Source organism: Paraburkholderia sp. RL17-347-BIC-D, assembly GCF_046027915.1.
GTDB lineage: Bacteria > Pseudomonadota > Gammaproteobacteria > Burkholderiales > Burkholderiaceae > Paraburkholderia.
Genome location: NZ_JARESS010000027.1, coordinates 81,174 through 93,749, shown reverse-complemented (window position 1 = coordinate 93,749; position 12,576 = coordinate 81,174). Strand labels below are relative to the sequence as shown.

The following is a 12,576-nucleotide window of genomic DNA, read 5'->3' as shown; positions in this document are numbered from 1 at the left end:
GGTAAGGCGCGCTTTAGAACGTGGTCACACTGACACGATCAGGCCGTCGCGGCGCCGGTTTTCGACGCGCGTTCGAACGCGTCGAGAATCGGCCGCAACGCGGCGCGCTTGAGCTTCAGCGCCGCCTGATTCACAACGAGGCGCGACGAAATCTGCATGATCTCCTCCACCTCGACCAGATTGTTGGCGCGCAAGGTATTGCCCGAGCTCACCAGGTCGACGATCGCATCGGCGAGACCGACCAGCGGTGCCAGTTCCATCGAACCATACAGCTTGATCAGATCGACGTGCACGCCCTTGGCGGCGAAATGCTCACGGGCGGTTTCAACGTACTTGGTCGCCACCCGCAAACGGGCGCCCTGGCGCACCGCATTCGCATAATCGAAACCGGCGGCGACCGCGACCGACATGCGGCAACGCGCAATATCCAGGTCGACCGGCTGATACAGGCCGCTGCCGCCGTGTTCGAGCAGCACGTCCTTGCCCGCCACGCCGAAGTCGGCCGCGCCGTATTCGACATAGGTCGGCACGTCGGTGGCGCGCACGATGATCACGCGCAGGTTCGCGTCCGTGGTTGGCAGGATCAGCTTGCGCGAGGTTTCCGGGTCTTCGGCCACCTCGATGCCGGCTGCGGCGAGCAGCGGCAAGGTCTCCTCGAAGATACGCCCTTTCGACAACGCCAGCGTGAGCGGTGCGCTCACCGCCGGCGACGACGAAGTTTGCGCCATGGCGCTCATGCCTGGCTCCCCGAGACCCGGCGCACCTTCGCGCCGATGGCGGTGAGTTTGGTTTCCATCCGGTCGTAACCGCGGTCGAGGTGATAGATCCGGTCGATCAGCGTTTCACCGTCGGCGCGCAAGGCGGCGATCACGAGACTCGCGGACGCGCGCAGATCGGTCGCCATCACCTTCGCGCCGGACAGCTGGTCGACACCGGTCACGAGCGCGGTGTTGCCATCGATCGTGATGTTGGCGCCGAGACGGTTCAGTTCCTGCACGTGCATGAAGCGGTTTTCGAAGATCGTTTCGACGACCTGCGAGGTGCCCGTCGCGATCGTGTTCAGCGCCATGAACTGCGCCTGCATGTCGGTCGGGAACGCCGGGTATTCGGAGGTGCGGAACGTGACCGCGCTCGGACGCTTGTCCATGCGCACGCGCATCCAGTCGTCGCCCTCTTCGATCGTGACGCCGGCTTCGCGCAGCTTTTCGGTGACCGCTTCGAGAATCAGCGGACGCACTTTGCGCAACGTGACATCGCCACCGGCTGCCGCCACCGCGCACAGGAACGTGCCGGCTTCGATCCGGTCCGGAATCACCGTGTGCTTCGCGCCATGCAGCTTGTCGACGCCCTGGATCACGAGACGGTCCGTGCCGATGCCTTCGATCTTCGCGCCCATCTCGACCAGCAGATGCGCGAGATCGCCGACTTCCGGCTCACGCGCCGCGTTCTCGATGACGGTTTCGCCTTCGGCCAGCACGGCGGCCATCAGCAGGTTTTCGGTACCGGTCACGGTGATCATGTCGGTGACGATGCGCGCCCCCTTCAGACGCTTCGCGCGCGCTTCGATGAAGCCGTGCTCGATCGTGATCTCGGCGCCCATGGCCTGCAGGCCTTTGATGTGCTGATCCACCGGACGCGCGCCGATCGCGCAGCCGCCAGGCAGCGAAACACGCGCGTGACCAAAGCGCGCGACCAGCGGGCCGAGCACGAGGATCGACGCGCGCATGGTCTTCACCATTTCGTACGGCGCGACGAGGTTATCGACCTTCGACGCGTTCAGCGACACACGCCCGTCGCCGCTTTCGATCTGCACGCCCATCTGGCCGAGCAGCTTGAGCATCGTGCGCACGTCTTGCAAGTCGGGCACGTTTTCCAGATGCACCGGCTCCGCGCTGAGCAGACTCGCGCACAGAATCGGCAATGCCGCATTCTTCGCACCCGAGACGACGACTTCACCCGACAGCGGGTAGCCACCTTCAATGACGAGTTTATCCATGCCTGTCAGTTCCTGATTGACCCGGACTTCGGCCGGGGCTGCTTTGACTGTGTTCGGCGCGCCGCTACCGGCGTCACGCCCTTCTTGAGTAATTCGCACTAAATTTCCAGATTACGCGTTCTGCCATTCGGCGGGCGTCAGCGTCTTCATGCTGAGCGCGTGGATTTCTTCGCGCATGCGGTCGCCGAGCGCCGCATACACGAGTTGATGTCGCTGGATCAGACGCTTGCCTTCGAAGCTCGGCGAAACGATGGTCGCAAAGAAATGCTGGCCGTCGCCTTCGACTTCGAGATGCTGGCAGGCGAGCCCAGCCGCGATGTATTGCTTGACCTGTTCGGGAGTCGGCAACATGAGAGAAGCTCCTGATCAGTGGCGCAGTTTGTAGCCGGAAGCGAGCATGCGCATCGCCACCACGGCCAGCACCACAAAGAAACCGGCAACGATCGCGAGGCTCGCGAGCGGATTGATATCCGACATCCCGAAGAAACCGTAGCGAAAGCCGTCGATCATGTAGAAAAAGGGATTCAGCCGCGACACTTCGCGCCACACCGGTGGCAGCGTGTGAGTGGAGTAGAACACGCCCGAGAGGAACGTGAGCGGCATGATCAGAAAATTTTGAAACGCGGCAAGCTGATCGAATTTGTCGGCCCAGATACCTGCGATCAAACCGAGCGTGCCGAGAATCGCCGCGCCGAAAGTCGCGAAGAGAATGATGTAGAGCGGCGCGCTGAAACTGACCGGCACGAACCAGATCGTCACGATGAATACGCCGAAGCCGACCGCCAGCCCGCGCGCCACGGCCGCGAGCACATAGGCGCCGAACATCTCGTAGTGCGACAGCGGCGGCAGCAACACGAACACCAGGTTGCCGGTGATCTTCGACTGGATCAGCGAGGACGAACTGTTTGCAAATGCATTTTGCAACACGCTCATCATCACGAGACCCGGAATCAGGAAACTCGTGTATTCGACGCCCGGATAGACCTGCACATGACCGCGCAACGCGTGGCCGAAAATCGTCAGATACAGGAGCGCGGTGATGACCGGCGCCAGCACGGTCTGGAACGCCACCTTCCAGAAACGCAGGAGCTCTTTGTAAAACAGCGTACGGAAACCGCTCATGCAAGCCCCTCGATCACTTCCGGACCGTTCATCACCTGAACGAACACATCTTCGAGGTCGGCTTTGCGAACCTCGATTTCTTCGAATATGCAGCCCGCTGCGCGGCACTGCGCGAGAATTGTTTCGACGTCGTCGTAGCTCGCCAGACGCAGCAGATGCTGACGGCCATTGCCGTTGCCCGTGCCGCTTTCCACTTCGAGCGGACGCAGATCGACCGGCAAGACGCCTTGCGAGAAACGCAGGAACAGCTGCATGCCGGCGAAGCGTTGCAACAGCGCGCTGGTGCGCTCGAGCGCGACGACTTCGCCGCGCCGCAGCATCGCGATGCGGTCGCACAGCGATTCGGCTTCTTCCAGGTAATGCGTGGTCAGCACGATGGTGTGGCCTTCGCGGTTCAGACGCGAAATGAATTTCCACAGCGTTTGCCGCAATTCGACGTCGACGCCCGCGGTCGGCTCGTCGAGCACGATCACGGGCGGCCGATGCACCAGCGCCTGCGCGACCAGCACGCGGCGCTTCATGCCGCCCGACAGCGCGCGCATGTTGGCATCGGCTTTGTCGGTGAGGTCGAGATTGGCCATGATCTCGTCGATCCACGCGTCGTTGTTGCGCAGCCCGTAGTAGCCGGACTGGATGCGCAAGGTTTCGCGGACCGTGAAGAACGGATCGAACACCAGTTCTTGCGGCACCACGCCGAGCGCGCGGCGTGCGTCGCGAAAATCGCTGACGACGTCGTGGCCGCGCACGGCAATGCTGCCTTCGTCGGCGCGCGCGAGCCCGGCGAGGATGCTGATGAGCGTCGTCTTGCCCGCGCCGTTCGGACCGAGCAGTCCGAAGAACTCGCCTTCTTCAACTGTGAGGCTGACGCCCTTGAGCGCCTGCAAATCCTTGTAGCGCTTCTTGACGTTACGAATTTCTATGGCTGACATGACTGTGGGCCGCGTGCGTCGCGGCGCCTAAAGGAGCCCTGGGAGGGCGCACAAATGCTGGAAGGAACGGAATTGGGGCCGGTTATGTGCCCCAAAAAACGTTTGATTATAGGGCAAAAATCTGTAGCCCTATCTCAGCAGGAGGTGTTTGGATGTGACGCGTTAGAGCGTCAATGTCGCGAGGCGATGAGGGTATCGACGCCGTAGGCTTGCGCGAGACTGGCGAGACCAGCCGGCAGATTGACGATCTCGAACGCGGCACCGCGTGCCTGGGCGGCACGCTGCCACGCGAGGAGGACGGCCAGCGCGGACGAATCGAACTGCGCAAGCGGTGCGCAGTCCACGCCCGTCGCGCCCGCCGCGATACGTTGCAAACCCGCCGCGAGCGCGGCATTCGCGCTCGCGTGGGTCAGCGTCGCGCCGCTCTCGAAGCGGCTGACGACGGGGCTCAGCACTTCGCTCACGACTGCTTGCCCGCGGCGAGTTGCTGGTTGCGCTGCGTGAGGAACTGGATCAGTCCGTCCACGCCCTTCTGCTGGATCTGCTCGTTGAACTGCTGCTGGTACGCCTGGATCAGCCATGCGCCGAGCACGTTGATGTCATACACACGCCAGCCTTGCGGCGTCTTGTACAGACGGTAGTCGAGTTCGATCGGCGAGCCGTTGTTCATCACAACCGAGCGCACCACCGTGTCGGTGTCGTCCGGGTTCATGCGGAACGGCTTGTACTGGATCTCCTGATCGCGCACCTGAGCCAATGCGCCCGAGTACGTACGGATCAGCAGCATCTTGAACTGCTCGACCACCGCGTTTTGCTGCTCCGGCGTAGCGGTGCGCCAGTTGCGGCCCATCGCCAGTTGTGTGGTGCGGCGGAAATCCGTGTAAGGCAGGATCTTTTCGTTGACCAGCCTGGTGATGTGCGAGATATCGCCTTGCTGGATCGACTTGTCTGCACGAATTGCGTCGATCACCTGCTGGGTGACCGTCTTGACCATGCCGTCGGGCGAATTGGTGTCGACCGTTTGTGCCGATGCACCGGCACTAGCAAACGAGAACAGCGCGGCGAACAGCGGAATCAGGAAGAATTTTTTCATTTGGAGCCTTGCCTTAAAAATAGTGCAACCGTTTGAACCGACATTAGCACGCGAGTTCAGCAGCAATCCATGCGCAAACTGCGAGAGTCGTATCGATCTGTTACGGGCGCACGATCAACGCAATTTGAATGACGGAAAGTTGAAACGCGTGGGCGGGACCAGTTGACCGGCCGGGATCTGCGTCGTCTCAGGGCCGCCGTTCAGGTCCAGCGGCGGTGATTCCGAGCTACCCGAAGCGGCCTCTGGCGCGGCAGCGGTGGCCGATGCCGCTTGCGGCGGCGTTGCCGCGGTCGCACCCGAAGCCGCCTTCGCGGCAGCAGCACCCTGCGTGCCCGCCGCACCAGCCGCCGCGCCGCTGTCGACGTCGTCGTACTTCGGCAGCGGCGCTTCGTCGCCGTAGTTGGGCAGCGCCGCCGACTGCTTGCCATCCGACAGCAGATACTGACGGCGTTGCAAATACGCGTTACGCACGAACGAATATTTGTCGAGCGCGGCGCCTTCCAGCACATCGCTCGCGTTCAACAGATTCGCGCGCGTGTTGACGATGTTCAAGCCGTAGAGCGCCCAGCTCAGACCATCCGGATGAATGTAGCTGAGCGGATTCACATAGTAGTTGCCGATCGAGCCGACCGCGTCGCGCACGGTGCTCGGCCCGAACAGCGGCAGCACGAGATACGGGCCCGCCGGCACGCCGTAGTGGCCCAGCGTGAGGCCGAGGTCGTTGTCGTGCTTGGGCAGCTTGGCGAGCGTCGCCACGTCGAACAGGCCGCCCACGCCGAACACGGTGTTGATCACGATCCGCATGATGTCTTCGACACCGTCGGTGATCTTCAACTGCAGCAGGTTGTTTGCCGCAATGTAGACGTCGCCGATGTTCGAGAAGAAGTTCGTCACGCTGTCGCGCACCGGCTGCGGCGTGATGAACACGTAGCCCTTCGCGACCGGCTTGAGCGCGTACTGATCGAGCTTGTCGTTGACCGTGAAGATGGTGCGGTTCAAGCCTTCGAGCGGGTCGCCCTTGGTCGGCGTCTGCACCGTCGAACAGCCGGCGAGCAGCGCTGCGGCTACCGCCAGCTTACCGGCCTGGAAGGCGCGCGCGCCGCTGATGCGTGTGGTCTGCATTCTTGTTCTCCTTATTGAGCGGCCGCGCCGGAGGCGGGCAAGCTCGGCGCCGCCGGCGCCACCGCAGGCGCGGGCGTGCCCGTCGCCGCGCCAGGTTTGGACGCGCCCGAATCCGCGGCCTTGCTGTACAGAAATTGGCCGATGAGGTTTTCCAGCACGATCGCCGACTGCGTCATGGAGATGGTGTCGCCCGCCTTGAGCATTTCGGTGTCGCCGCCGGGTTCGAGCCCGATGTATTGCTCGCCGAGCAGACCCGAGGTCAGGATCTTCGCCGAGGTGTCTTTCGGAAACTGGTACTGCTTGTCGAGGTCGATCGTGACGACGGCCTGGTACGCGTTGCTGTCGAAGCCGATCGAATCGACGCGGCCAACCGTCACGCCGGCGCTTTTCACGGGCGCGCGCGCCTTCAATCCGCCGATATTGTCGAACTTGAGCTTGACCGGATACGTTGCCTGGAACGACAACGAGCTCATGTTGCCGGCCTTCAGCGCGAGAAACAGCAACGCCACGAAACCCAGCACCACGAACAGGCCGACCCAGAAGTCGAGAGCAGCAGTCTTTTTCATCGTCATCCCAAAGTGAATCCGCCACGCCGCCGATACTCCCCGCCGCGCGCGCCCAGTGACGCGTCGCCGGCGGAAAACGCGCAGCGCAGTCTTAGCTGAACATCAGTGCGGTCAGCAGAAAATCGAGGCCGAGCACCGCAAGCGACGCGTACACGACCGTCTTGGTCGTGGCGCGCGACACGCCTTCCGGCGTCGGCTTGGCTTCATAGCCTTGAAACAGCGCAACGAACGTCACCGCGAGCCCGAACACCACGCTCTTGACGACCCCGGCGCCGACATCGCGCCAGACATCGACGCCGCCTTGCATCTGCGACCAGAACGCGCCGGCATCGACGCCGATCAGCAGCACGCCCACCACATAACCACCGAACACGCCGACCGCGCTGAAGATCGCGGCGAGGATCGGCATCGAAATAATGCCCGCCCACAGGCGCGGCGCGACCACGACCTTGACCGGGTCGACCGCCATCATTTCCATCGCGGTCAGTTGCTCGCCGGCCTTCATCAAGCCGATCTCGGCGGTGAGCGACGTCCCGGCGCGCCCGGCGAACAGCAGCGCCGTGACCACCGGACCGAGTTCGCGCACGAGCGACAGCGCGACCAGCAGGCCGAGCGCCTGCTCGGAGCCGTACCGGTTCAGCGTGTAATAGCCCTGCAGGCCGAGCACGAAGCCGACGAACAGGCCCGACACGGCAATGATCACCAGCGAATAGTTACCTACGAAGTGGATCTGCTTCGTGACAAGACGCGGACGGCGCAACAACGGGAAAAATTCGAGCAGCAGCCGGAAGAAAAACCGCGTGGCGTAGCCGGCCGTGCCCAGCCCGTCGATCACCGAGCGGCCGATCGCACTGATCATGACTGACCTCCGCCGATGCCGAAGTCCGCCGCGAGCGGCGTCTTGCTGGGATAGTGAAATTTGAAGGGGCCGTCCGGCGCGCCGTCGATGAACTGACGCACGGTGGCATCGGTCGACGCGCGCAGTTCGGCGGGCGTGCCTTCGGCGTGAACCCCGCCGTTGGCGAGGAAGTAGACGTAATCGGCGATCGCGAACGATTCCGGCACGTCGTGCGTGACGAGAATCGAGGTGGCGCCGAGCGCCTGATTGAGCGCGCGAATCAGGTTCGCGGTGATGCCGAGTGAGATCGGATCGAGGCCGGCGAACGGCTCGTCGTACATCATCAGTTCGGGATCGAGCGCGATGGCGCGGGCCAGCGCGACACGCCGCGCCATGCCGCCCGAAATCTCCGACGGCGCCAGGTCGCGCGCGCCCCGCAGACCGACCGCGTTGAGCTTCATCAGCACGAGGTCGCGGATCAGTTCTTCGGGGAGGTCGGTGTGCTCACGCAGCGCGAAGGCGACGTTTTCGAACACGGACATGTCGGTGAACAGAGCGCCAAACTGGAACAGCATGCCCATCTTGCGGCGCATCGCGTACAGGCCGTCGCGCGTTTGCCGGCCGACGTCCTGGCCCTGGAACAGGATCTGGCCGCGCTGCGCGCGCACCAGGCCGCCGATCAGGCGCAGCACCGTGGTCTTGCCGCAGCCCGACCCGCCCATGACCGCGACTACCTGGCCGCGCTTGAAGCGCAGATTCAGGTTCGACAGGACGAGCCGGTCGCCATAACCGAAGTCGACGTCGCGCAGCTCGAGTAAGGTCTCGGGAGAGGAAGACACGAAACGGACAGTCCTTTTACACGGAAGGCGAATTATAGGGCCATCGTGCAAAAGTTGCCCTGAGGCTGCCCCGTCCCTTGACTAAACGTGACGATTATTGCGCAAACGCTTGTTGCAGTGCATAAACGGCGGCGGCAGGATCCGCTGCTTCCGTTACTGCCCGCACCACAGCCGCGCAACCGACGCCCGTCGCCAGCACGTCGGGCAGCACCTGCAGATCGATCCCGCCGATCGCCACCAGCGGCACCACGCCGTCGAGCAGCCGCACGTAGCGGGCTAGACGCTTGAGGCCCTGCGGCGCGGTCGGCATGACCTTGGTGGTGGTCGGAAACACCGCGCCCAGTGCAATGTAGCTCGGCCGGAAATGCAGCGCTTTCAGAATCTCGTAGAAACCGTGGGTCGACAGCCCGAGCCGAATGCCTCCCGCCGCGAGCGCGGCGAGGTCAGCCGTATGCACGTCTTCCTGACCGAGATGGACGCCGTACGCGCCGGCTTCGAGCGCGGCCAGCCAATGGTCGTTGATGAACACCTGGGCGTCGTGCTGGCGGCCGACGGTCACGCAGCGGGCGATTTCGCGCTTCAGTTCATCGGCGGGTTCGGCCGATTTGCGGCGCAACTGCACGGTCTTCACGCCGAAGCCCACCACGCGTTCGACCCATTCCGCCGTCGGCAGCACCGGATAAAGGCCGAGCCGGTCCGGGCAGCGCGCGAACGCCTGGGCCGGCGCGTCGGGCAAGCCGGCGAGACGCGGGAAATGGCTGAGATCGGCGGGAAAGGCGTCGTCGGCGCGGGTTTCATCGCCGTCGCGCCAGGCCAGCGCGAGCACCAGCGCGTCATGCGGGTCGAAGCCGCAGTCGAGGAAAGCCGCCAGCGCGGCAATCCAGTCTTCCGCCAGATGGCCTTCGAGGCGGTATTTTTCGCCGCCAAGATGCAGCGTCGCTTTGTCTTCAGCGGCTTCGATCACGCCGGCGCCCCGCACCAGCCAGCGCGCCACCTGCTCGCCATGCTGCTGCGCGTCGGCGATGACGATCAGATCGCCGCCGTTCGGTTCGTCCGGCGCGGTCAGGCAGATGCGCCACGGCGCATGCGTCGGCGGCCAGTCGCCCAGCCGGGCGCGGATCCGCTCGGTGGCTTCGGTGAGTTCGTCGGCGGGCGGCCAGAACAGGTCGCGGTCTTTCAATGTCAACGTCTGTGTCATGCGGCGCTCCCGTCTTGATGCCAGAACGGCATGCCGACCACCGGCGTGCTCGCGTGCGCGCTTTCGCGCTCGGCCATCGGCCCCGCCAGAAAAGCCTGGCGGCCCGCTTCGACGCCCAGCGCGAAGGCGCGCGCCATCGCGTCGGGGTGCGTCGCCTGCGAAACCGCCGTGTTCAGCAACACGCCGTCGAAACCCCATTCCATGACCTGCGCAGCATGCGACGGTACGCCGAGGCCGGCGTCGACGATCAGCGGCACGTCCGGCAGCCGCTCACGCAACACGCGCAAGCCATACGGATTGATCACGCCCTTGCCGGTGCCGATCGGCGCGCCCCACGGCATCAGCGCCTCACAACCGGCGTCCAGCAGACGACGGCCGATCACCAGGTCTTCGGTGCAATACGGCAGCACCTTGAAGCCGTCCTTGACCAGTTGCGCGGCCGCTTCGATCAGGCCGACCGGGTCGGGCTGCAGCGTGTAGTCGTCGCCGATCAGTTCGAGCTTGATCCACTCGGTCTCGAAGATTTCGCGCGCCATGTGCGCGGTCGTCACCGCCTCGCCGACCGTCAGGCAGCCGGCCGTGTTCGGCAGGAGCGGCACGCCGTGGCGCTTGAGCAGGTCGAAGAAGCCGGCTTCGGCGCCGCCTTCGTTCATCTGCCGGCGCAACGCGACGGTCACCATGCCGGGCCGCGCCGCGTCGATCGAATCGGACAGCGATTGCAGCGACGGATAGCGCGAAGTGCCGAGCAGCACGCGGCTCGCGAAGGTCTGGCCGTAGAGCGTGAGCGCATCGGCGGTTTGGGGGGAAGTCATTTGCATAATCCTGTTTGTCTCCGGCTATCGGCGTTCCGGCAATGCGTGGCGGGCGCTCAACCGCCGGCCACGGGTTGCACGACATCGAGCTTGTCGCCCGTGCGCAGCGCGCGCGCCGCATGCTGGGTGCGCGCCACGAAGTCGCCGTTCAGCGCGACCGCGAACGGCGGACGCGCGCCGAACGCGGTGAGCGCGTCGGCGACAGTCGCGCCTTCGGGCAGCGACAACGGCTTCTGATTGATATGAATGTCCATGGCGTTCGAATACGTTTCAGTCGATGGCGAAAGCGGCGTGGCGTGGAGCGCTCGTTTGGGTAAAGACCAGTCGCGCAACGCTCATGCCGGCTCCCGCGCGGAGTCCAGTTGAAAAAGCTCGCTCCAGCGCGCATCGCGCTGCCAGTCGGCGAAGGCATCGGCGTCGCCGATGCGGCCGTCGAGCAGCGCCGCGGCGAAGCGCACGGCTTCGTCGGCGACTTCGGGCACGATCATGTAGCCGTGCCGGTACAGGCCGTTCACGCGCAGTGTCTGCGCACCGTCCCACAGCAAGGCCGGACGGTGGTCCGGCAAAGTTGGGCGGCACTGCGAATTCAGTTCGAGAATGCGTGCCTCGCCGAAGCCGGGATGCACGGAAAACGCCGCGCTCAGCAGTTCGAGCGCGGAACGCACGCTGACCGGCGACATGTCCTCGCCTTCCACTTCGGTCGCGCCGATCACGTAGAGGTCGTCCTGCTTCGGCGCGATGTAGAGCGGGTAGCGTGGATGCAGCAGCCGCACCGGCCGCGTCAGTTTGATACCGGGCGCATGCACGCGCGCCACTTCGCCGCGAATGCCGCGCAACGTAGGCAGCACGGGCTTCGCGCCGAGGCCGCGGCAGTCGATCGTGATGCGGGCGGGAGGCAGCGCGCGATCGTCGACGGGCGTATTCCAGTGCGTGTCGACACCACGTTGCGCGAGGCCCGCAGCCAGCGCGGTCAGCACCTGACGGTTATCCAGTTGCCCTTCACGCGGCAACAGCCAGCCCTGATTGAAGCGTCCCGCCAAAGCAGGCTCGGCGGCGCCAAGTTGCGCGCCCGCGAGCGTGACGAAGCCGCCGTCCAGCAACTCAGCCGGGGCATTCGAGCGCACCCGGCGCTCGAACAGCGGTGCTTCGGTACGGTCGGCGTGATGCCAGACGACCAGCGTGCCATTGCGTTGAAAGAACACTGGCTCAGGAAGTTCGGCCAGCACTTGCGGCCAGGTTTCGAGCGAACTCGCGCCTAAGCGCGTGATCAGCAACTCGGCGCTGGCGGCTTCCGCGAGCGGCGCCAGCATGGCCGCGGCGACCCACGCGGCCGATTGTGTACCAGCGGCGTCGCCACGCTCATAGAGCGCCACGCGATGCCCCTGCCCGGCGAGACGCCACGCCACCAGCCGCCCGCACAGGCCGCCGCCGAGCACCGCGAAATCGGGTTGTGCAGGACGCGTCATCGCGCACACTCCGTTTCAGGACGGCAAGCAAAGCTGAAGCACGGCGCGCCGACGGCGGCGTGACGAAGAGCAAAACACATATCTGAAGAATAGGCGGTCATCGAGTCCTTTCCGTACGGCAAAAAAACGCACGTACCCAGGACGAAACCGGCGGGTGAGGCCGGCCGGGCAATGCGCGATCCAATGACGGACGCTGCCCGGCGGGGAATGGAAGACTGGCTGCTTCCGGAAACTTCCCGCGCCGGTATTACCCGGATCGGGTGCAAAGGGTGTCTCTCAGCCTCGCCGCTGCGCCATGAAAACCATGCCGCCTGTGCGCGAAGCACCCCTGTTTCGTCGAAGGTCATTAGACCATAAAAGGCGCGGCGCCCGCAAACCAGCGGCTGGCCGCGTCGCGCGCAATTTGATCCGGCACCATCTTTCACGTTATCAATACGGTCGAAGGCAGCGCTCTGGCACAATGCCAGCACAGGATGCCGCACGAACGCGGCGCGGGCGGCACGCCGTCCCGCCATGTTCGCAGCGGCACCGGCGCGGGGCCTCGCGGCGCAAATTAATTTTCGCTTAAGGGCTTCACGCCAGAATCTGACGCTCA

General features: G+C 64.5%; 15 protein-coding genes and 1 riboswitch. All 15 genes read right to left on the bottom strand.

Annotated elements, in window-relative coordinates:
- Window positions 1–38: 38 nt before the first annotated feature.
- Window positions 39–737 (bottom strand): ATP phosphoribosyltransferase, encoded by a 699-nt coding sequence (gene hisG, locus P0D96_RS29985; protein WP_408286939.1) that lies wholly within the window; start codon window positions 735–737, stop codon window positions 39–41.
- Window positions 734–1,996 (bottom strand): UDP-N-acetylglucosamine 1-carboxyvinyltransferase, encoded by a 1,263-nt coding sequence (murA, locus tag P0D96_RS29980; protein ID WP_408179071.1) that lies wholly within the window; start codon window positions 1,994–1,996, stop codon window positions 734–736. The genes hisG and murA overlap by 4 nt, the downstream gene beginning before the upstream one ends.
- A 111-nt stretch (window positions 1,997–2,107) precedes the next feature.
- The gene (locus P0D96_RS29975; RefSeq protein WP_006052280.1) at window positions 2,108–2,347 is read right to left on the bottom strand and encodes a BolA family protein; all 240 of its coding nucleotides are present in this window, start codon (window positions 2,345–2,347) and stop codon (window positions 2,108–2,110) included.
- Window positions 2,348–2,362: 15 nt separating this feature from the next.
- Window positions 2,363–3,118: an ABC transporter permease gene (locus P0D96_RS29970; protein WP_408317065.1), complete on the bottom strand. Its 756-nt coding sequence runs from the start codon at window positions 3,116–3,118 to the stop codon at window positions 2,363–2,365.
- On the bottom strand, window positions 3,115–4,047 hold the full coding sequence (locus P0D96_RS29965; RefSeq protein WP_132376743.1) for an ABC transporter ATP-binding protein: 933 nt from the start codon (window positions 4,045–4,047) through the stop codon (window positions 3,115–3,117). The genes P0D96_RS29970 and P0D96_RS29965 overlap by 4 nt, the downstream gene beginning before the upstream one ends.
- 170 nt (window positions 4,048–4,217) lie before the next feature.
- On the bottom strand, window positions 4,218–4,511 hold the full coding sequence (locus tag P0D96_RS29960; RefSeq protein ID WP_408179069.1) for an STAS domain-containing protein: 294 nt from the start codon (window positions 4,509–4,511) through the stop codon (window positions 4,218–4,220).
- Complete coding sequence (locus P0D96_RS29955; protein WP_408179068.1) at window positions 4,508–5,140, bottom strand: MlaC/ttg2D family ABC transporter substrate-binding protein; 633 nt, start codon at window positions 5,138–5,140, stop codon at window positions 4,508–4,510. Before P0D96_RS29955 ends, P0D96_RS29960 begins: the two co-directional genes overlap by 4 nt.
- A gap of 114 nt (window positions 5,141–5,254) precedes the next feature.
- A complete protein-coding gene (locus P0D96_RS29950; RefSeq protein WP_132376740.1) occupies window positions 5,255–6,262 on the bottom strand; it encodes an MlaA family lipoprotein in 1,008 nt (335 codons plus the stop codon).
- Between the two features lie 11 nt (window positions 6,263–6,273).
- Window positions 6,274–6,828, bottom strand: coding sequence for an outer membrane lipid asymmetry maintenance protein MlaD (gene mlaD, locus P0D96_RS29945; RefSeq protein ID WP_408286937.1), 555 nt, complete (start codon window positions 6,826–6,828; stop codon window positions 6,274–6,276).
- 91 nt (window positions 6,829–6,919) lie between these two features.
- Window positions 6,920–7,687, bottom strand: a complete 768-nt coding sequence (mlaE, locus tag P0D96_RS29940; RefSeq protein ID WP_132376738.1) for a lipid asymmetry maintenance ABC transporter permease subunit MlaE — start codon at window positions 7,685–7,687, stop codon at window positions 6,920–6,922.
- Window positions 7,684–8,505 carry an ABC transporter ATP-binding protein gene (locus P0D96_RS29935; RefSeq protein WP_408286936.1) on the bottom strand — a complete coding sequence of 274 codons (822 nt, stop codon included), beginning with the start codon at window positions 8,503–8,505 and terminating at the stop codon, window positions 7,684–7,686. The genes mlaE and P0D96_RS29935 overlap by 4 nt, the downstream gene beginning before the upstream one ends.
- Before the next feature lie 94 nt (window positions 8,506–8,599).
- Entirely contained in the window at window positions 8,600–9,703 is a 1,104-nt protein-coding gene (thiE, locus tag P0D96_RS29930; RefSeq protein ID WP_408286935.1) for a thiamine phosphate synthase, read from the bottom strand.
- Entirely contained in the window at window positions 9,700–10,515 is an 816-nt protein-coding gene (locus tag P0D96_RS29925; protein ID WP_012434521.1) for a thiazole synthase, read from the bottom strand. Before P0D96_RS29925 ends, thiE begins: the two co-directional genes overlap by 4 nt.
- A gap of 56 nt (window positions 10,516–10,571) precedes the next feature.
- Complete coding sequence (gene thiS / locus P0D96_RS29920; RefSeq protein WP_132376735.1) at window positions 10,572–10,769, bottom strand: sulfur carrier protein ThiS; 198 nt, start codon at window positions 10,767–10,769, stop codon at window positions 10,572–10,574.
- An 81-nt stretch (window positions 10,770–10,850) separates the two neighbouring features.
- Window positions 10,851–11,981, bottom strand: a complete 1,131-nt coding sequence (locus tag P0D96_RS29915) for an FAD-dependent oxidoreductase (RefSeq protein ID WP_408179065.1) — start codon at window positions 11,979–11,981, stop codon at window positions 10,851–10,853.
- Window positions 11,982–12,197: 216 nt separating this feature from the next.
- Window positions 12,198–12,321, bottom strand: a riboswitch (TPP riboswitch).
- Window positions 12,322–12,576 lie beyond the last annotated feature (255 nt).